Raw genomic sequence first — 20108 nt, forward strand, 5'->3', positions numbered from 1 at the left:
TGGCGACCATGGTTTCCACGGCGACGCCGTCCCCGTCGAAGGTCTCCCTCGGGGTTCGCCTCGGGTACGCCGTCGGCTCGTTCTGCACGGCCAACTTCTCCACGATCCCCGGGCTGCTGCTGCTCTTCTACATGACCAACGTGCTCGCGGTCCCCGCCGCGCTCGCGGGCGTCGTGCTCTTCGTGCCCAAGGCCTGGGACCTGATCGCCAACACGCTGGTCGGCCGATGGTCGGACCGCACGGTCTCGCGGTGGGGACCACGCCGCCCCTGGCTGCTCGCCGGGGCCGCGGTGCTGCCGGTGTCGTTCGCCCTCATGTTCGCCGGCCCGCCGATCACCGGCGTCCCCGCCGCCGTGTACGTCGGCGTCACCTTCCTGGCCGCCGCGACCGGATACGCCCTGTACGAGGTGCCGTACAAGGCGATGCCCGCGGAGATGACGACCGACTATCACGAGCGGACCTCGCTGCTGCAGTGGCGCATGGCGCTCATCGCGGTCTCGATCGCCATGAGCGGCATCCTCGCGCCGACGCTCGCCGGCGAGACGGCCGACGGCTACCGCGTCATGGGCGTCACCTTCGGCGTGATCCTTCTCGTCGCGATGCTGGGCTCGTTCTTCGGCACCGCCCGCGCGCCCTTCACCGCACCGCGCAAGTCCGAGGGGACGCTCCGGGAGCAGCTCGCCGCCGCCCGCACCAGCAAGCAGTTCCTGTGGCTCCTCGGGCTCAGCTCCGCGCAGACGCTCGGGGCCGGCGTGATGCTCGCCGGGGCGCCCTATTTCGCCGCGTACGCGCTCGACGACACCGCCGCCACCACCACGCTCTTCGCGGCGCTCGTGGGGCCGATGCTGATCACGATGCCGCTGTGGGTGTGGCTGGCCCGCAAGCTCGACAAGCGCGGCGCCATGATCCTCTGTGGTGCGCTGTTCACGATCGGCGCGCTGCTGCTCCTCGCGACGCCCGCGTTCGGCGAGCTGTACGCGCACCTGTGCGTGATGATCGTGGGCTTCGGCTACGCGGGCACCCAGCTGCTGCAGTTCTCCATGCTCGCCGACGTCATCGCGTACGACGGCATGCTCAGCGGCGAGCGCAGGGGCGGGATCTTCACCGGCCTGTGGACCGCGGTGGAGAACGCGGTCCAGGCGCTCGGGGCGACCGCGTACGGATGGGTGCTGAGCCTGGGCAGCTTCGCCTCCTCCGACCCCGAGCATCCGGTGACCCAGCCGGACAGCGCCCACGTCGCCGTGGTGATCGGCGTGACCGTGGTGCCCGCCCTGATCACGTTCGCGGGCGTGCTGATGACCCTCAGGTACGACCTCACCGCCGACCGCCTCGCCGCCGTCACCGGCGGGAGCACGCCCTCCGCGGCTCCCGTCTCCGGGAGCGACGGGCAGCACGGCGGACAGGACCGCACGCAGGACGGCGGGCGGCCCGAACCCGGAGAAGTGCTCCGCACCGAAGAATGAGGTGATCGGGCGGCCTCGCGCCGCTGGCGGCGCCCCGCCGGGCCGAGGCCGGCGTCCGGACAGGGGCCCGGCCTGCCACGCTCACGTCGTCCGCGGGCCGGTCGACGGCGGCGCCGGATGCCGGGAGGGCGACGACCTGGTGACGGCCGGCCGTCCGCCGTGGTGGGAGCGCTGCCGCGAGCGGCTGGAACGGGTGGCGCGGGAGGCCGCGGACGACCTTAAACGCGCCTCAAGCCGGTCTCTGCGCTGATCACGCCGCTGACCTGCGGATTATCGGGCATCCAAGGCATTGCGCGGCATAAAGGAAGTTTAAGAGAAGGTAGATACTTTCCTCCTTGGACCGATTTATCACCACATGTCGGTCTCTAGCGCACCATAATGACGACTTCCCCAGCGTCTAACCCCCACTGGAGGAATGATCGTGAACAGAGCGCTCGGAGCGGTCCTGTGCCTCGGGAGCGTCGCGGCCGCCGGCATGACGGCGGTGCCGGCTCAGGCCGAGGCCTGGCACGCGGGCTGCCGGGTCGCCGCCGCGAAGCCGTACGTCAGCGTGGACGGCAAGATCCGCGCGGCGGGCTCGCGGGCCGGTTGCGTCGACAACGCCCGTTTCCGGGTCCGGATCGTGAAGAGCAGGCCGGGCCCCGACCGCGTGGTCAAGAGCGGCTCCAAGGTGGTCAGGAACGCGCGCGTCACCGTGGCGCTGACCTGCGTGAACGGCGCGTACTACAGCGTCGTCACCGACTATCGCGGCCACGTCTCGCGCTCGAAGCCGGTGCGCCTCGACTGCGACATCCCCACCACGGTTCCCACCGCCACCTCCTCCCCACGCCCCAGCGGCACCCCCTCCACCATCCCCACCACCACTCCCAGCACCACCCCCAGCACCACCCCCAGCACCACCCCAAGCACCACCCCAAGCACCACCCCAAGCACGGCCCCCGCCCCGAGCGCCCCCACCCCCGCCGCGCCCAGCGCCTCTCCGACGAGCGGCTCGGCCGTGGGCACCGCCATCGAGAACGAGGTGGTGCGCCTCACCAACGTCGAGCGGGCCAAGGCGGGCTGCGGCCCGCTGAAGCACGACGCGCGCCTGCGCGCCGCCGCGTACGCCCACTCGGCCGACATGTCCGCGAAGAACTACTTTGACCACACCTCGAAGGACGGCCGTTCCTTCGCCGACCGCATCACGGCCGCCAGCTACACCTGGCGGGCCGCGGCGGAGAACATCGCCAAGGGCTACGGCACGGCCCAGGCCGTGGTCCAGGGCTGGATGAACAGCCCCGGGCACCGGCAGAACATCCTCAACTGCACCTACACCGACATCGGGGTCGGGTACGTCGCCGCGGGCGGCCCGTACTGGACCCAGGACTTCGGCCGGCAGTAGAGCCGACGGTAGAGACGCGCCGACGGCGCAGGGAGCGGGGACGCCATGCCCGGCGCCCCCGCTCCCACCCCGGGATCGACGGGGAATACGGCGGTCTTCTGGACACCTCGGACCACTGCGACGGATACTCCTTTCATGAGCTCTCCCCCGGTTCGCGCATCGGACGGGGACCGCGAGCGTGCGCTCAGCGAGCTCCGCGACCGGGCCGCCGAAGGACGCCTGTCCATGGAGACCTTCGTCGGCCGGGTGGACCTCGCGCTCCGTGCTCGCAGTCGCAACGAGTTGGACGAGCTGGTCTCCGACCTCCCGCACCGCGGGCGCTGGCGCAGAAGGATCACCGACGCCGTCGCCTCCGTGTCGGAGCTGAGCAGCCGGATCGAGTCCGCCTGGCGGCGTCCCCGGCTGCCCCGGCTCGCCCTGCCCGCCGACGGCCGGGCCCGCTATCTGGTCGGCCGCGGCTCCTCCTGCGACCTCGTCCTCGCCGACCTGACCGTCTCGCGGGTGCACGCCGAACTGCGGCGGGAGCAGGACTCCTGGCTGCTCGTCGACCTCGGCTCGATGAACGGCACCCGGCTGAACGGCTGGCGCCTGGTCGGCCCCGCGTCCGTACGGGCAGGCGACGAGGTGGCCTTCGGCGACTGCGTGTTCCTGGTCTCGATGCCCGCCTGATCGTTATACGTACATTTCCGTATTGCCGCCCCGGCACGGCTCGCCGACGATCGCGGAAAGCCACTCACCCGGGAGCGGACCGTGCGATTGTCACGACGTATCACGATCATGCTGGCCGGTGCCGTCCTGGCCACCGGAATCGCCGGGTCCGGCGTCCCCGCCGGAGCGCGGGGTCCGGCCCCCGGCATCGCGGACCTGACCCGCGACCTCGACCAGATCCTCGCCGACTCCCGGTTGGCCCCCGCGCGGGCGGGCGTCGCCGTACGTGCCGCCGCCAGCGGCGAGGACCTCTACTCCCTCGACGCGGACAAGCTGTTCGCCCCCGCATCCAACACCAAGCTGCTCACCTCCGCCGCCGCTCTCGACACGCTCGGCGCGGACTTCCGGTTCACGACCGACGTGCTCGCCGCGTCCAAGGCGGGCCGTACGGTCGTGGGCGACCTCACGCTGCGGGGCACGGGCGACCCGACCATGCTCGCCGCCGACTACGACGCGCTCGCCGCCAAGGTCGCGGCGGCCGGGGTCAAGGTCGTCACGGGACGGCTGGTCGCCGACGACACCTGGTTCGACGACGTACGGCTCGGCACCGACTGGGCCTGGGACGACGAGCCGTACTACTACGCCGGGCAGATCTCGGCGCTGACCGCGGCACCCGACACCGACTACGACGCGGGCTCGGTGATCGTCTCGGTCGCGCCCGGAAGCGGACCCGGCAAGGCCGCCAAGGTGTCCACCACCCCGGCCACCGGCTACGTGACGATCGTGAACAAGGCCGTCACCGGCGACGAGACGGACGTGCTCGTCGAGCGGCAGCACGGCACCAACACCGTCGTGGTCAGCGGCACGGTCGCCGAGCCGTACGACGAGTGGGTCGCGGTGTGGGACCCCACGCTCTACGCGGCCACCCTGTTCCGTGAGGGGCTGGCCCGGCACGGCGTGAAGGTGCTCGGGCCGACCGTGCGCGGGACCGCCACCGCGAAGGCGGTCACGGTCGCCGCACGCCGGTCGATGCCTCTCGGCGACCTGCTCGTGCCGTTCCTGAAGCTGAGCAACAACATGCACGCGGAGATCCTCACCAAGGCGATGGGACGCAAGGTCTCCGGCGCGGGGACGTGGTCGGCCGGGCTCGCCGTGACGACCGCGTTCGCGCAGGCCAACGGTGTGAAGACGCTGCGGCTGCGGGACGGCTCGGGCCTGTCCCGGGTGGACGCCCTGACGCCCGGCGGGATCACCGCCCTGCTCGCGGCGGTGCGCGGCAAGCCCTGGTTCCCCACCTGGTACGCCGCCCTGCCGATCGCGGGAGAGGCGGAGCGCATGGTCGGCGGGACACTGCGCAGCAGGATGGGCGGCACGGCGGCGGCCGGGAACGTGCACGCCAAGACCGGCTCGCTGACCGGCGTGACCGCGCTGTCGGGCTACGTGACCAGCGCGGACGGCGAGCCGCTGGTCTTCTCGGTCATCAGCAACGGCTACCTGTCCGGCCCGCCGCGCGACCTGGAGGACCGGATCGCCGTCAGGCTGGCGCAGTTCACCAGGAACGCCCCGGTCGATGAGACGGTCGATGAGGCGGCGGGCGTCTCGGCGGACGCGCGCGGTGTGGCTCCGGAGCCGACGCCGCAGGAGACCGGCCAGGCGTCGCGGCGGCCCTCGGCCGGTGACCTCGAATGCTCCTGGCTCAAGCCCGCCCGGTGCTGACCCCGTCCGGCCCCGGCCGCTAGACCGGCGGCGACAGTGCTCTGAGGTCCGCCTACCGGCTGCGACGGTGCCGGGCCGTTCGGGTCCCAGCGCTGACCGGCGGGGTCGGCGGGGTCGGCGGGGGCTGGTGGAGGGCTGGTGGGAGCTGCCGGAAACCGGTGGGGGCCGGTGCCGGTCGGCGGGGGCCGTGGAACGCGACGCGGCGCCGCGCCCCGCCCTTCCGGGCGGGGAGCGGCGCCGCGGTCACGCGAGCGTTCGCGAGCCTCAGGCCTGCTCGCCCTTGAGCCAGCTCATCATCGGGCGGAGCTTGCCGCCGGTCTGCTCGATGGAGTGGCCCGCCAGCTCCTCGCGGTAGCGCTTGAAGTTGGTCTGGCCGGAGTCGAACTCCTCGACCAGCTCGCGGGCGAAGCGGCCGTCCTGGATCTCGTCGAGGATGCGGCGCATCTCCTTCTTGGTCTCCGCGTTGACCACGCGCGGGCCACGGGTGTAGCCGCCGTACTCGGCGGTGTCGGACACCGACCAGTACATCTTGGAGATGCCGCCCTCGTACATGAGGTCCACGATCAGCTTCATCTCGTGGAGGCACTCGAAGTAGGCGACCTCCGGCTGGTAGCCGGCCTCGATCAGCGTCTCGAAACCGGCCTTGATCAGCTCGGAGACGCCGCCGCACAGCACGGCCTGCTCGCCGAACAGGTCGGTCTCGGTCTCCTCGGTGAAGGTCGTCTTCAGCGCGCCGGCGCGGGTGCCGCCGATGCCCTTGGCGTACGACAGCACGAGCGGCCAGGCGTTGCCGGTGGCGTCGCGCTCGACGGCGACCAGACAGGGCACGCCGCGACCGGCCGAGTACTGGCGGCGGACCAGGTGACCCGGGCCCTTCGGCGCCACCATCGCGACGTCGACGCCCGCCGGGGCCTCGATGAGGCCGTAGCGGATGTTGAGGCCGTGGCCGAAGAACAGCGCGTCGCCCTCGACGAGGTTCGGCGCGACGTGCTCGGCGTACAGGTGCCGCTGGATGTGGTCCGGCGCGAGGATCATCGTGAGGTCGGCCTCTTCGACGGCCTCGCCCGGCGACAGCACGCGCAGCCCGTCGGCCTCGGCCTTCTCCCGGCTCTTGGAGCCCTCGGGCAGGCCGACCCGGACGTCCACACCCGAGTCGCGCAGGCTCAGGGCGTGCGCGTGGCCCTGGCTGCCGTAACCCAGCACCGCGACGTGGCGGCCCTGGATGATCGACAGGTCGGCGTCGTCGTCGTAGAAGATCTCAGTCACTTGCTTGCCTTTCACGGGTTGTCCGTCGCGACGTGCCTGCCATGGGAGCTATGCGCTGCGGTCGAGGGCGCGAAGCGAGCGGTCGGTGATGGAACGGGCGCCGCGGCCGATGGCCACCATGCCCGACTGCACGAGCTCCTTGATGCCGTACGGCTCAAGGACCCGGACGAACGCCTCCAGCTTGTCGGTCGTCCCGGTGACCTCGATCGTCACCGCGTCCGGAGCCACGTCAACGCAGCGTGCCCGGAAGAGGTTCACGAGTTCGAGGACGTGCGACCGGCTCTCCGAGTCGGTCCGCACCTTGATCAACATCAGCTCGCGCTGCACCGACTGGCTGTTGTCGAGCTCGACGATCTTGATGACGTTGACCAGCTTGTTGAGCTGTTTGGTGACCTGCTCCAGCGGGAGGTCCTCCACGTTGACGACGATGGTCATCCGCGAGATGTCGTCGTGCTCCGTGGGCCCGACCGCCAGCGAGTCGATGTTGAACCCGCGGCGGCTGAACAGGGCGGCGACCCGGGCCAGCACGCCCGGCTTGTTCTCCACCAGCACGGACAGCGTGTGGCGACTCATGCTTGCTCCATCTCCTCGCGCTGCTGGTCGTGAACGGGTCGGGCCTGGGCGGGGCTCATTCTCCACCCTCCCAGTTCGGCGCCATGTCACGGGCGTACTTGATGTCGTCGTTGCTCGTGCCGGCCGCGACCATCGGCCAGACCATCGCGTCCTGGTGCACGACGAAATCGACCACCACCGGCACGTCGTTGATCTCCATGGCCTTGCGGATCGTGTCGTCCACGTCCTCGGGACGCTCACACCGCAGGCCGACGCAACCGTACGCTTCGGCGAGCTTCACGAAGTCGGGAATGCGCTTGGGCCGCTGCAGATCGGTGTTGGAGTAGCGCTCGTCGTAGAACAGGGTCTGCCACTGGCGGACCATGCCGAGGTTGCCGTTGTTGATGACCGCCACCTTGATCGGCACACCCTCGATCGCGCAGGTCGCCAGCTCCTGGTTGGTCATCTGGAAGCATCCGTCGCCGTCGACGGCCCACACGACCTTGTCCGGGCGGCCCATCTTGGCGCCCATGGCGGCCGGCACGGCGTACCCCATCGTGCCCGCGCCGCCGGAGTTGATGAACGTCCCCGGGTGCTCGTACTTGATGAACTGGGCGGCCCACATCTGGTGCTGGCCGACGCCCGCCGCGTAGATCGCGTCCGCTCCGACCAGCGCGCTCAGCCGCTCCATGACGTACTGCGGGGCCAGCGAGCCGTCGGCGAACTCCTCGTAGCCCAGCGGGTAGGTCTCCTTGTAGCCGTTGAGCAGCCGCCACCACTCGCTGTAGTCGCCCTTGCGGCCCTCGGCCTGCTCGGTCCGCACCGCCGTGATCAGGTCGCCGATCACCTCGCGGCAGTCGCCCACGATCGGGACGTCGGCGTGGCGGTTCTTGGAGATCTCCGCGGGGTCGATGTCGGCGTGGATGACCTTGGCGTGCGGAGCGAAGCTGGACAGCTGGCCGGTGACCCGGTCGTCGAACCGGGTGCCGAGCGCGATCAGCAGGTCGGAGCGCTGCAGGGCGCCGACGGCCGAGACGCTGCCGTGCATGCCGGGCATGCCCATGTGCTGGGGGTGGCTGTCGGGGAAGGTGCCCCGCGCCATCAGCGTGGTGACCACCGGGATGCCGGTCAGCTCGGCCAGCTCCAGCAGCTCGGCCGAGGCGCGCGCCTTGTGCACGCCGCCGCCGACATAGAACACCGGCCGCTTGGCCTCGGTCATCAGCCGGGCGGCCTCGCGAATCTGCTTGGAATGCGGCCGGGTCACCGGACGGTAGCCGGGAAGCTGCATGACCGGCGGCCAGGAGAAGGTGGTGGTCGCCTGCAGGGCGTCCTTGGCGATGTCCACCAGCACCGGCCCCGGACGGCCGGTCGCGGCGATGTGGAACGCCTCGGCGATGGTCCGCGGGATGTCCTCGGCCTTGGTGACGAGGAAGTTGTGCTTGGTGATCGGCATCGTGATGCCGGAGATGTCGGCTTCCTGGAACGCGTCGGTCCCGATGAGCGGGGTGGAGACCTGCCCGGTGATCGCGACGATCGGCACCGAGTCCATGTAGGCGTCGGCGATCGGGGTCACCAGATTGGTCGCCCCCGGGCCGCTGGTGGCCATGCACACCCCGACCCTGCCGGTCGCCTGCGCATAGCCCTCGGCCGCGTGGCCGGCGCCCTGCTCGTGCCGTACAAGCACGTGCCGGACCTTGGTCGAGTCGTAGAGGGGATCGTAGGCGGGGAGAATGGCCCCGCCGGGGATCCCGAACACCGTGTCGACCCCGACCTGCTCCAGCGCCCGCACGAGGGCCTGGGCACCTGTCATTTTCTCGGTCATCGGCTCGTTCCTTGTGGCTGAGCTTGCTTCTGGCTGGGCTGCTTGGCGTGGCTCCTGGCATAAAAAATGCCCCATCCGCTGAGCGGAGCTGGGGCGCGCGCAGGACCTAGTGCTTCGTCAGGCTGCGCGCCTGCGAAGTACTACGAGAATCCCACCGCTATGCATGGCTACAACGATGTCCGATGGAGCGCCTCCACGTCAAATCATGTGGGACGCCCGTCTCGCCATCCAAGACACCCGCAACGGACTCCCAGGCTATGCGACCCGCAGCGCGGCCGGCACGACGCCGCGTGTCCGCGCCACCGTTCTGGACTGAGGCGCGCGGGTGCGAAGCGACCACGCGCGACGAGGGACACGCTCCTTGCGTGCCGCAGGCACGGCCCAGCCGATCAAAGCGCCCAGACGATCGACGCTGCCCCCTGGCGCGCCTCCGGCATGACGCTGTGCTCACGGCGCGCCTTCGGCGCGGCTCAGGCGGTGTTCTGGAGGGTCGTGCTCGGCATCAGGGAGTCGACGCCCCGTGCGGTCATGGGACGGGCCACCAGATAGCCCTGGCCGCGCGTGCAGCCCATCTTGCGCAGGAGGTCGAGTTGCTCGGGCCGCTCGATGCCCTCGGCGACGACGATCAGCCCGAGGTCGTTGCCGAGCTGCACGATCGTCTTCGTCAGCAGGGTCAGCGTGTCGTCGCGGCCGAGTCCGGAGACGAACGACGGGTCGATCTTGATCATGTCGACCGGCAGTTGCCGCAGGAACGCGAGCGACGCGTAGCCGGTGCCGAAGTCGTCGATGGCCAGCCGTACGCCGAGTGTCCTCAGCTCCGACAGCCTGCTGATCATCTCGCCGGCGTCCTCGACCAGCATCTCCTCGATGACTTCGAGGGTCAGCTTGCTGGCGGGCAGCCCGCTCTCGCTCAGCGCCTCCGCCACGGTCTCCACGAAGCGCGGGGCCATGATCTGCCGCGCGGACAGGTTCAGCGCCAGCCCGATGTCCCACGACGACGCGCGCCAGGCCGCCACCTCGCGGCACGCCTCGCGCAGGATCCACTCGCTGAGCGGCACGATGATCCCGGTGTCCTCGGCGGGCCCGAGGAACTGCTCGGGCGGCACGAACGTGCTGCCCCGCCACCAGCGCACCAGCGCCTCGACGGCGGTCACCTGCGACGTGGCCAGGTCGACCACGGGCTGATACTCGATCGCGAACTGGTTCTCCAGCAGCGCCCGCTGCAGGTCGGAGGCGATCTCCAGGCGGCGCAGGACGTCGGCGTGCATGTGGGTGGCGAAGACCTCCACCCGGCGCCCGCCGAGCTCCTTGGCCCGCGACATCGCCACGTCGGCGTTGCGCAGCAGGTCTCCGGGCGGCAGGTCCTCCTCGGCGAAGGCCACGCCGACGCTGGCCGTCAGCGCGATGTCGCGGTCGGCCACCCGGAACGGCTCGTTGGAGACCGCGCGGACGAGCCGTTCGGCCAGGTCGATGGCGGTCTGCGCGTCGGTGCCTCCGGACGCGCCGCCCTCCAGCAGCACCGCGAACTCGTCCCCGCCCCACCGGGCGAGCGTGTCGTCGGCGCGTACGGCCGAGCGCAGGCGGCGGGCGGCCTGGCCGAGCAGGTGGTCGCCGCTGGCGTGGCCGACGGAGTCGTTGACGGAGGTGAAGCCGTCGAGGTCCAGGAAGATCACCGCGGTCCCGCCGGCTCCCCGGCGGGTGAGCACGTCCCGGGCGCGCTCCTCGAAGTAGGCCCGGTTGGGCAGCCCGGTGACCCCGTCGTGGAAGGTCAGGTGGGTGACCTGGTTGCGCAGGGCCACCTGGTCGCTGAGGTCGCGGATCGTGACCAGGACGAGGTCGTCGTCGCGTACGTGCCGGGCGGCGACGGACTCGGTGGGACGCCAGGTGCCGTCGGAGGCGCGGAACCGGCAGGAGATGCGGGTGCCGCCCTCCTGCGCCGGCTCACCCTCCTGATCCGGCCCGTCGTCCTCGTCGTCCATCATGCGGTCGAGGAGGGCCTGTACGGCAGGCACGTCCTCGGGGTGGATGTAGTCGAAGATCGGCCGGAAGGCGAGGTCGTCGGGGCAGTAGCCGTACGTCGTCTCCAGGCCGGGGCCGACCTCCTGGATGATCCCGCGGGGATCGCACACCAGCACGACGTCGCCGGTGTTCTCGGCGAGCCTGCGCAGTTGCTGCTCTCCGACGTCGACCAGGCGGCGCATGCCCGCGGTCTCGACCAGGAGCACGAACAGGCGGCCGAGCAGGACGAGGACGACCGAGGCCGCCACGATCACCAGGGCGGCGTCGCGGCTGTTCCCGATCGCGTACAGGGTGGCGACCAGCGTGGCCGCGGCGACCAGCACGAGCGGGGTGGCGGCCGTCAGCGCGGCGGGCAACGGCCTGACCGGCCGGTCCTCGTGCACCCACGGGGCGACGGCGAGGACCAGCAGCATGGCCGGGACGACGAGCCCCGCCGCGAGCGGCGGGGTGTCGCCGTCGAGGCGGGCGAGGGCCGTGGCCAGCTCCGCCGCCGTTATCGCGGTGAGCAGCCCCACACCGGCGAGCCCGACCACCCGGTTGCCCGACCGGGAGGCCGCCACGGCCGGGGTCACGGCGCAGGTCGCGAGCAGGCAGACCACGGGCAGCGCGAGTGCGACGAAGAACGCTCCAGTGTCCTCCGCCTTACGGAACGCCGGGCCGAGCACGGCGACCCAGGCCACGGCGAAGACCGACGCCGCGCCCAGGTAGGCGTCGGCCGCCTGGCGTATCACCCCGCGTGTGAACGCGGGTGGTTTCACCGACATGCCGCAGCCGATCGCGAGCAGCACGGACCCGACGAGCATGAGCAGGTCGGCGAAGGTGAGCACGAACGGCGTGCCGTCGGCCACGGGGCGCACCCCGACGCCGAGGAGCCAGGTCAGCGACCCGGCGGCCATCCACCGCCACGCGCCGGGCTGGCGCCGGTGGACGGGGACGACGCGGGAGGCGGCCATGATCAGCGAGATGGCCGCGAGCAGGCCGGTGACGACACCCGCGACCGCGGTCACGACCGGTGCCGAGCCTCCGGTGACCAGGGCCACGACGACCGCCACCGCGCCGAGCCCGGCCGCCGTGGTGAGTGGGACCCGGGGGTCACGCCTGCCGTTCACGCGCGTCGCCTCTGCACCTGTCGCCGATTCGTCTCCGGTTGTCGTGTCCGCCGGGGTTTCGGCCGAGTCCGGAGTTGTGTCAGCGTCGCCGGATTCGGTGGGGTGTGCCATCACTGCCCCTCCCGTTCTCGACTCGGCTTTACTCTCCCTGTCACATGGCCAGTGTGCGCACTCCCGCTGATCGAGAGGGGGACAACGAGCGAGTCGTCACCGATCTGATAACCAGCCGCGCACGCTGAGCTTCACCGTACGCACCCCAGGTCACGAGGCAGCCACGTTCCGGAATCCTTAACGGAGCGGTCAGTAATGCCCGGTGATCATGTTATCGAGTGGACGGCCCGTCAGATGACGGATCACCTGTTCCCGCACCAGCCTCCGCGTACGCCGCACCGACGCGGGCGTGCTGCCGGCGATGTGCGGGGTGATGAAGACCCCCGGCACGGTCCACAGCGGGTGGTCGGACGGCAACGGCTCGACGGGCGTGACATCGAGCGCCGCCCGCAGCCTGCCCGTCCGCAACTCGGCCAGCAGCGCGTCGGCGTCCACGACCGACCCGCGCGCGGCGTTCACCAGCAGCGCGCCGTCCTTCATCCGGGCGAGGAACCCGGCGTCCACCAGGCCGGCCGTCCCCGGGGTGGCGGGCACCAGGAGCACGACCACGTCCGCCTCGGGCAGCAGCGCGGGCAGTTCGCTCTCACCATGGACACGGCCGTGGGCGCTGTCGCGGGCCGTGCGCGCCACCCGCACGATGTCCACCTCGAATCCGGCAAGACGCCGTTCGAGCGCCTCGCCGATCGAGCCGTACCCGACGATCAGCACGGTGCTGTCGGCGAGGACGCCGGTGTGGTGGTAGGTCCACTCCCGCCTGGCCTGGGCGGCCGCGAAATCGGGGAACTCCCGCAGCATCGCGATCATCGCGCCCACCGCCCACTCGGCCGTGCCCGCGTCGTGGACGCCGCGCGCGTTGCACAGGACCGCCTTCGGCGGCACGTGCGGAAGGTAGGGCTCGACCCCCGCCGTCACGGTCTGCAGCAGGCGGAGGCTGGTCATGCGGCCCAGGAGGCCGGGGGTGTCCGGCAGCGGGACCAGCGGAGGCACCCAGATCTCCACGTCCTCGGGCGGGCCGGGCAACGGCGTCCGCCCGTCGTACACGACGCAGTCAAGGGAGGGGAGGCCTTCGGGCAGCTCTGTGAGCGCGTCGGCGATGTCCTGTGATGCGACCCAGATCTTCACAGGAACAAACCTAGGGAACCATCGGCCCGGCCAGCGAGTATGGGGTGCATGAGGAGGTCATCAGGGATGGCGAACAGGCACGGGGTGGGCGCGGCGCTGCTGGGGGCGGCCCTTCTGACGGCGACCGCGGCGTGCGCGCCGGGTGAGGAGGGCGGGGGCAGGACTCCCCCGCCCCTGTCCGCCGCGAGCGACGCCGCCACCGCCGGTGGCGCGGGAGCGACTCCCGCCGGCGGTGAGACGAGCGTCGCCCCCGCCGCACCGCGCACGCTGGTCACCGGCCTGAGCGTGCCCTGGGCGATCGCGTTCCTGCCCGGCGGCGACGCGCTGGTGACCGAGCGCGAGTCGGCGCGGCTGCTGCGGGTCACCCCGGGCGGCCAGGTCCACGAGGCCGGCGTGATCGAGGGGGTGGCCGCGAGCGGCGAGGGCGGCCTGCTGGGCGTGGCCGTCTCGCCCCGCTATGCCGACGACCACTATGTCTTCGTCTACTTCACCGCCCAGGACGACAACCGGATCGTCCGCTACCGCTACGACGGAGGGCTCTCCGACCGGAAGGTGATCGTCAGCGGCATCCCGAAGGGGGCCATCCACAACGGGGGCCGCCTCGCCTTCGGCCCCGACGGCTACCTGTACGCCTCGACCGGGGAGACCGGCGAACGCGGCATGGCCCAGGACAGGAACTCGCTGGGCGGCAAGATCCTGCGCATGACGGCGGACGGCCGGCCCGCTCCCGGCAACCCCTTCGGCACCCTCGTGTGGACCTATGGGCACCGCAACGTGCAGGGGATGGCCTGGGACGACCGGGGACACATGTACGCCACCGAGTTCGGCCAGAACACCTACGACGAGATCAACCTCATCGAGAAGGGCCACAACTACGGCTGGCCGGAGGTCGAAGGGGTGGGCCACCGGTCCGGATACACCGACCCCCTGCTCACCTGGTCGACCGACGAGGCGTCGCCGTCCGGTCTCGCGTACGCCTCGGGGGCGCTGTGGGCCGCGGCGCTGCGCGGCGAGCGCCTGTGGCGCGTTCCGGTGGACGCCTCGGGCCGCGCCGGACGTCCCGCCGCGCTCTACACGGGCGAGTACGGCAGGCTGCGCGCGGTGGCCACCGCGTCCGACGGCACGCTGTGGGTGGGCACCAGCAACCGGGACGGGCGCGGCTCCCCCAGGGACGGCGACGACCGGATCCTGGTGGTGCGGCCTTCCTGATCAGCGGCAGATGACCGCGGCCTGGGCGTGGTAGGAGGTGCGGAAGGTCTGCCGGGAGACCACCTCGCCGTTCTGCCGCAGCACCCGCGTCACCGCGGCGGTGAAACCGGGCTGCCCCTGCGTCGTCACGCAGCCCGGTCCCTGACCGGTCACGGCGGGCACCTCGACCCGCTGCCCGACGACCGGCTCCTGCACCTCCACGTCGTACCGCTTGGTGCTCCACAGCGTCACGGTCAGCGAGGTGCCGCTCGTGGACGCGTGGACGAGCACGCCGTATTGCGAGTCGTTCCTCCAGCGCAGGTCGGGGCCGGGGAAGGACACGGCGGCCTCGGTGCCGGCCGGCAGCTGGGAGGCGTGGACCTCGGGCGGGGTGTGCTCGCCGACCCGGAGCCCGGCGCGGATCACGGCGTTCAGCAGGGTGGTCGCGACCTGGGTCATCCCCGCCGCCTCCGTGCCGGCCCGGCCGTGGATCATGGTGGGGGTGATGCCGTCGAACCCCGCGGCCGCCGTGCGCGGGCCGACGACCCCGTTGAACGAGAACGTCTCCCCCGGCTCCACGAGACGGCCGTCGAGGAGCGCGGCGGCGGTGCGGATGTTGGCCGCGCTCTGGGGACAGCAGGCGTAGGAGGTGGTGAAACGGCCGATCTCCTCCCGGATCCCCATCCGCTGCGCCGCGGTGTCGGTGATCCGTGGCGGGCCGTTCACGACCGACACGGCCACCGTACGGTCGCTGCCGTCGAGGGCGGCCAGCACGTCCGCGGCGAGACGGTCCGTGTCCACCCGGTCGCCCGGCCTGCCGGGCACCAGGACCGGCCGGCCGTCCTTCACCGTGAAGGCGGCGTCGCGGGCCACCCGCGAGGGGCCGACCAGCGTGGGCTCGACGCTCCTGACCGCAGCCACGGCGTCGAAGTGCGGCCGCAGGACCGCTCCGTCGGGCGCGAACGTGAGATATCGCGCCAGTGTGGCGGGTGACAGGCTGACCGACGCGGTCCCGTTGGTCAGCGTGAGCGGCGCGGCCACCGCGCGTCGCGCCCACTGCAGGGCGCGCCGCACCTCGGCCCGGGTGATGTGCGGCAGATCACGCGACGTGGGCGCCACGACGACGGCCACGGGGTCGAGGTATCCCCGGACGATCTGGTCGGCCGTCGCCTTCCTGTCGATGACGTAGCCGACCCGGGGATAGATCGGGACCGGGGTGACCCCCTCGAACGAGACGTCTCCCTCGCGCCCCGGGCGTTCCAGCGGCGCGGCGACGAACCTGGCCACCGCCTCGTCGAGTTTGCGGCGGTCCACCGACACGACGGGCTTCACCTCACGGGTGCCGGTCAGCGCGTTCCACACCTCCAGGGGGTTGGGAAAGCCGCCCGGCGCGGCCGTGACCGTGGCCTCGGCATCGAGCATCAGACCGGCCTGCTGCGGGTCCACGGTCAGCCGCCGCGTGCCCTGCCGTACGATCACCGGCGTCCTGGCCTGGGCGTACAGCCGTTCGCGCAAGGTGGCGACTGCCTCCGGCCTGCTCTGCCCGCCGATGTCGACGCCGAGCACCGTCGTGCCGGGCAGGACCTTCCCCGCCATGAAGACGGCCGGCACGAGATAGAGCAGCAGGAGCAACACCGCCAGGCCGATCAGCGTACGGCGGAGCGTACGGCCCTGCGGGACGGGGTCGTAAAGGTCGTCGGGATCCTGCGACGGGACGACGGCGGGTTCCTCACGCGCCGGGCGCTCCGGCACCCGCCACGGCTCGACCGGCGCGGCAGGCGGCGGGATGCTCCCGCCACCGGACGGCTTGGCGGCCGGTGCGGCGGGAGCGGGAGGTTCGGCGAAGATGTCGGCCGACACCCCTCGGGGGAGGGCCGAGACCCCGCGGGGCAGTGAGGTGACGCGGCGCACGGGATGTTTGTGCGGAGGAGCGGACGCCGCCCCGGACGGATCCGTGGGCGGGTCGACGGACGCTCCGGCGTTGCGCACGCCTCAGACTCCTCCAGCTCAAGGTCAACTCGCGATCAGTTAACCCTAAACGCCCTCCGCTGGATATGTCCCGAAGCAACACCTTCCGCACTCGCCAGAAAGGTCGCTTTCCGTGCAGAAGACGCGATTTTCACCGACGCCACTTTCGCCGGAAGCACGATTCGGAACAAACCGGAACAAACCCAACAAAGGAAAAGGCCAACGGCCGGCCACGCGAAACCGTGACCGGCCGTTCTCACCTTGCCGTGCGACCCCCGCCGAGGCGGCGTCCGGCGACGTTCACCGGAGTGGAGGGAGCCAGGACCGCAGCGAGGGTCCAGCGGTGCGGGCTTCGCGAGGACCGGCGCTTCCTTTCCGGCGCAGTGACCGACGTGCCCGAGGTGGGTGGACGCGTCGGTCAGGCTTTGCGATGACCGCCACAGTGACCGACGTGCGCGAGGCCCGTCAGCCCTGCACGCCCAGCTTCTCGAGGATCAGCTCGCGGGCCCGGCCCGCGTCCGCCTTGCCCCGGCTGGCCTTCATCACGCCGCCGACCAGCGCGCCCACGGCCGCGATCTTCCCGCCGCGCACCTTCTCCGCGGCGTCGGCGTTGTCGGCCAGCACCTGGTCGATGATCGCCGACAGCTCGCCCTCGTCGCTGACGACCTGGAGCCCGCGCTTGGCCACGACCTCGTCCGGGCCGCCCTCGCCGGCGAGCACGCCCTCCAGCACCTGGCGGGCCAGCTTGTCGTTCAGCGCGCCGGAGGCGACCAGCTCGGTCACCCGGGCGACCTGCGCCGGGGTGATCGGCAGGTCGGCGAGCGCCGTGGCCGTCTCGTTGGCCCTGCGGGCCAGCTCGCCCATCCACCACTTGCGCGCGTCGGCCGCGGGCGCGCCCGCGGCCACCGTCGCCTCGACCAGGTCGATCGCGTCGGCGTTGTGCATGGCGGCCATGTCCAGGTCGGACACGCCCCACTCCTGCTGGAGCCGCTTGCGCCGCGCCGACGGCAGCTCGGGCAGCGCCGCCTTCAGCGACTCGACCCAGGCCGGGTCGGGCGCCATCGGCAGCAGGTCGGGCTCGGGGAAGTAGCGGTAGTCCTGCGCCTCTTCCTTGGACCGCCCGGAGGTCGTCTGGCCGGTGTCCTCGTGGAAGTGGCGGGTCTCCTGCACGATCCGGCCGCCCTCGGCGAGGATGGCCGCCTGGCGCTCGATCTCGCCCCGCACCGCCCGCTCGACGCTGCGCAGCGAGTTGACGTTCTTGGTCTCCGTACGGGTGCCCCACTCCGACGAGCCGCGCGGCATCAGCGAGACGTTCACGTCGCAGCGCAGCGAGCCCTGCTCCATCCGCACGTCGGACACGCCGAGCGAGCGCATCACCTCGCGCAGCTCGGTGACGTACGCGCGGGCGACCTCGGGGGCGAGCCTGTCGGTGCCGGCGATCGGCTTGGTCACGATCTCCACGAGCGGGATGCCGGCGCGGTTGTAGTCGACGATCGAGTAGTCGGCGCCGTGGATGCGCCCGGTCGCGCCGCCCACGTGGGTGGACTTGCCGGTGTCCTCCTCCAGGTGGACCCGCTCGATCTCCACGCGGACGGTCTTCCCGTCCACCTCGACGTCCAGGTAGCCGTCCGTGCACAGCGGCTCGTCGTACTGGCTGATCTGGTAGTTCTTCGGCATGTCCGGATAGAAGTAGTTCTTCCGGGCGAACCTGCACCACTCGGCGATGGTGCAGTTGAGCGCGAGGCCGATCCGGATCGTCGACTCGATCGCCTTCTCGTTGGCCGTCGGCAGCGAGCCGGGCAGTGCCAGGCACACCGGGCAGACCTGCGTGTTCGGCGGCGCGCCGAAGGTCGTCGGGCAGCCGCAGAACATCTTCGATTCGGTGCCCAGCTCGACGTGCGTCTCCAGCCCCAGCACCGGCTCGAAGCGCTCCAGCGCCTCGTCGTACGGCATGAGCGTCTCAGTGCTGCTCACAGGTAACCAAGTCCCTTCAATGCGTTCCTCGCGTCGGAGACCCAGTCCGCGTACGCGGGCACCTGGGCGAGAACGTCGAGGTCGATGTTACGAGCGATGTATTCGAAGTAGTCACGAACGGGTTTTCCGCGGCGCGGCGCCACCTCGGCGAGTGTTTTCTTGGGGTCCGCGATCTTCTCGACGTCCCGCGGGCGGGCGGGCAACCGTCCGTGGTCGCTCCCGCTCAACCGGCGCCACACGCCCGCGTCCGCGAGAAGCCACGCCTCGGTCTCCTGAACCGGTACCAGCGCGATCACCGGTGTGGGCAGTCCCGAGTCCCGCACGACCCGGTCCACCTTGTCCCGCTCCCTGTGGTCGTTGTGGACGAAAAGCAGGTGGCAGTCGCTCGCCAGCTCACGCAGCGCGCCGGTCATCCTGCCGTGGTCGTAGATCGATCGGCAGGCGCCGATTTCGGTGCTCTCCACGTCGACGGCGCACCGGGATGACTGCGCGGTGAGCTCACGGAGCTGCCGGGAGATCACCACTCCGAGGAAGACCTCGTCTGTCTCCCCCTCGGCGATCAGCCCGGGCACCAGCGGCCTGCTCATGGCACCTCGCCCACCGCGCTCAGATACTTCCTCACCTGGCGCGGAGAGACGAACGTGCCCGGCTCCCCCTCCGACCGCACCGGCTTGGCGACCGTGACCCGGGAGATCCTGTCGTTGTCGGGATCGACGCGTACGGCGGTGTCGAGGAAGACCAGCGCGTCCGGCCGGAGCCGGTACAGCTCGGAGACGACCACCGGCGAGTGCGTGGTGAGGATCACCTGCCGCAACGGTCGTTTGGCGCTCTCCGGGTCGTTGAGATCGGTGACCCTGCCCTGGATCCTGCGGAGTAGCTCCGCGAGGCGGCTGGGGTGCAGCCCGTTCTCGATCTCCTCGATGAGCAGCACTCCGGCGTGAGCCGGATCATGCAGCGCGGCCAGCAGCGCGATGACCCTGAGCGTCCCGTCGGACAGCAGTGTGCTGGGTATCGCCCCCTGGCCGTCCACGATGACGTCGAACGTCCACTCCTGACGCCGTTCGTCCAGGATCGGCTCGATCCCGGTGATGTCCGGGATGAGCGCCACCATGTCCACGAGGAGTTCTTCGAGCACTCCCTCCGCCTTGAGCCGCCCGAGAACGGAAGCCAGATTGCCGCCATCCGCCCGCAGTGGTCCGTGATCCGCCGCCGACGACCAGGAGCGCAAACAATCCGGCTCCACCTGGTGCATATTCCAGGCATCGACCTCGGAATTCAGAAGCTGCACATAGCGGCTCGGATTGGACATCTCCCGGCTCAGCGCCTTCTGCGCCTTCTCGGGCTCGTGCGGAAGCCACGGGGGAAGCACTGGGAAGAAAGACTCTCGTAGCGGCCCGGCCGAGAGCGCCCAAGGCCGGGGAACGCCGTCGTCGCCGAGATCAGCACCGCTGTAGTAGAGAAACGGCAGGATGCCGTCGCCGATGTGGGTCAAAGTCCATGCTCGGATCGTGAACTCGGTCACCGGCCGGCCTTTGCTCACCCGATGGAACAGCTCATGGGGCCTTCCCCTGGAGGGGGTCAGAAGCGCCTCGGGACCCCACGCGGAATCGCGCAGATACAGGAACGCGTCCAGCAGGTTGGACTTGCCGCTGGAGTTGGGGCCGACGAGGGCGAGGAACGGCGGCACGTCGAGCCGGAAGTCCAGGAAGGACTTGAAGCCGTCGATCTCGATGCGGGTGATCATGCCGCCGTTCCCCTCCTCTCGGCGA

At 71.1% G+C, this 20108-nt stretch carries 14 protein-coding genes; 5 read left to right on the forward strand and 9 right to left on the reverse strand.

All coding sequences use genetic code 11. The features are described from left to right. Positions 1-8: 8 nt before the first annotated feature. The 4 genes from HCK04_RS07165 (at position 9) to dacB (ending at position 5208) form a co-directional block, all read left to right on the forward strand. Positions 9-1463 carry an MFS transporter gene (locus tag HCK04_RS07165; RefSeq protein ID WP_240971085.1) on the forward strand — a complete coding sequence of 485 codons (1455 nt, stop codon included), beginning with the start codon at positions 9-11 and terminating at the stop codon, positions 1461-1463. Between the two features lie 421 nt (positions 1464-1884). After that, complete coding sequence (locus tag HCK04_RS42070) at positions 1885-2844, forward strand: CAP domain-containing protein (protein ID WP_168065706.1); 960 nt, start codon at positions 1885-1887, stop codon at positions 2842-2844. A gap of 135 nt (positions 2845-2979) precedes the next feature. Continuing rightward, a complete protein-coding gene (locus HCK04_RS07175) occupies positions 2980-3513 on the forward strand; it encodes a DUF1707 and FHA domain-containing protein (RefSeq protein WP_142646123.1) in 534 nt (177 codons plus the stop codon). An 81-nt stretch (positions 3514-3594) separates the two neighbouring features. Continuing rightward, complete coding sequence (gene dacB / locus HCK04_RS07180; protein ID WP_221889878.1) at positions 3595-5208, forward strand: D-alanyl-D-alanine carboxypeptidase/D-alanyl-D-alanine-endopeptidase; 1614 nt, start codon at positions 3595-3597, stop codon at positions 5206-5208. A gap of 264 nt (positions 5209-5472) precedes the next feature. Here dacB and ilvC read toward each other — a convergent pair whose 3' ends face one another. The 5 genes from ilvC to HCK04_RS07205 form a co-directional block, all read right to left on the reverse strand. Next, positions 5473-6465, reverse strand: a complete 993-nt coding sequence (ilvC, locus tag HCK04_RS07185) for a ketol-acid reductoisomerase (RefSeq protein ID WP_142646338.1) — start codon at positions 6463-6465, stop codon at positions 5473-5475. Between the two features lie 57 nt (positions 6466-6522). Further along, on the reverse strand, positions 6523-7047 hold the full coding sequence (gene ilvN, locus HCK04_RS07190) for an acetolactate synthase small subunit (RefSeq protein WP_030506098.1): 525 nt from the start codon (positions 7045-7047) through the stop codon (positions 6523-6525). Between the two features lie 55 nt (positions 7048-7102). After that, a complete protein-coding gene (locus HCK04_RS07195; protein WP_205829943.1) occupies positions 7103-8923 on the reverse strand; it encodes an acetolactate synthase large subunit in 1821 nt (606 codons plus the stop codon). A gap of 395 nt (positions 8924-9318) precedes the next feature. After that, a complete protein-coding gene (locus HCK04_RS07200) occupies positions 9319-11976 on the reverse strand; it encodes an EAL domain-containing protein (RefSeq protein ID WP_260617149.1) in 2658 nt (885 codons plus the stop codon). Between the two features lie 300 nt (positions 11977-12276). Continuing rightward, a complete protein-coding gene (locus tag HCK04_RS07205; protein ID WP_142646128.1) occupies positions 12277-13209 on the reverse strand; it encodes a 2-hydroxyacid dehydrogenase in 933 nt (310 codons plus the stop codon). 66 nt (positions 13210-13275) lie between these two features. On the opposite strand from HCK04_RS07205, the gene HCK04_RS07210 reads away from it, so the two are divergent. After that, positions 13276-14418 (forward strand): PQQ-dependent sugar dehydrogenase, encoded by a 1143-nt coding sequence (locus tag HCK04_RS07210; RefSeq protein WP_142646131.1) that lies wholly within the window; start codon positions 13276-13278, stop codon positions 14416-14418. On the opposite strand, the gene HCK04_RS07215 is transcribed toward HCK04_RS07210, so the two are convergent. The 4 genes from HCK04_RS07215 to HCK04_RS07230 all read right to left on the reverse strand — a co-directional run bounded on the left by HCK04_RS07215 (position 14419) and on the right by HCK04_RS07230 (position 20083). Further along, a complete protein-coding gene (locus HCK04_RS07215; RefSeq protein ID WP_142646132.1) occupies positions 14419-16308 on the reverse strand; it encodes a VanW family protein in 1890 nt (629 codons plus the stop codon). It lies immediately after the preceding gene. 522 nt (positions 16309-16830) lie between these two features. Beyond that, positions 16831-18339 carry an Asp-tRNA(Asn)/Glu-tRNA(Gln) amidotransferase subunit GatB gene (gene gatB / locus HCK04_RS07220; RefSeq protein ID WP_260617150.1) on the reverse strand — a complete coding sequence of 503 codons (1509 nt, stop codon included), beginning with the start codon at positions 18337-18339 and terminating at the stop codon, positions 16831-16833. After that, complete coding sequence (locus HCK04_RS07225; protein ID WP_142646134.1) at positions 18336-18926, reverse strand: DUF4276 family protein; 591 nt, start codon at positions 18924-18926, stop codon at positions 18336-18338. The genes gatB and HCK04_RS07225 overlap by 4 nt, the downstream gene beginning before the upstream one ends. After that, the gene (locus HCK04_RS07230) at positions 18923-20083 is read right to left on the reverse strand and encodes an ATP-binding protein (protein WP_142646136.1); all 1161 of its coding nucleotides are present in this window, start codon (positions 20081-20083) and stop codon (positions 18923-18925) included. The genes HCK04_RS07225 and HCK04_RS07230 overlap by 4 nt, the downstream gene beginning before the upstream one ends. Positions 20084-20108: the final 25 nt, after the last annotated feature.

It is taken from the genome of Microbispora sp. CL1-1 (assembly GCF_012034195.1).
Lineage (GTDB): Bacteria > Actinomycetota > Actinomycetes > Streptosporangiales > Streptosporangiaceae > Microbispora.

Excerpts from the sequence above, each read along its gene's own strand:
- HCK04_RS07225 (WP_142646134.1), bottom strand. The coding sequence starts at position 18,926 with ATGAGCAGGCCGCTGGTGCCCGGGCTGATCGCCGAGGGGGAGACAGAC.
- ilvN (WP_030506098.1), bottom strand. The coding sequence starts at position 7,047 with ATGAGTCGCCACACGCTGTCCGTGCTGGTGGAGAACAAGCCGGGCGTG.
- HCK04_RS07230 (WP_142646136.1), bottom strand. The coding sequence starts at position 20,083 with ATGATCACCCGCATCGAGATCGACGGCTTCAAGTCCTTCCTGGACTTC.
- HCK04_RS07175 (WP_142646123.1), top strand. The coding sequence starts at position 2,980 with ATGAGCTCTCCCCCGGTTCGCGCATCGGACGGGGACCGCGAGCGTGCG.
- HCK04_RS07195 (WP_205829943.1), bottom strand. The coding sequence starts at position 8,923 with ATGGGGCATTTTTTATGCCAGGAGCCACGCCAAGCAGCCCAGCCAGAA.
- HCK04_RS07210 (WP_142646131.1), top strand. The coding sequence starts at position 13,276 with ATGGCGAACAGGCACGGGGTGGGCGCGGCGCTGCTGGGGGCGGCCCTT.
- HCK04_RS07165 (WP_240971085.1), top strand. The coding sequence starts at position 9 with ATGGTTTCCACGGCGACGCCGTCCCCGTCGAAGGTCTCCCTCGGGGTT.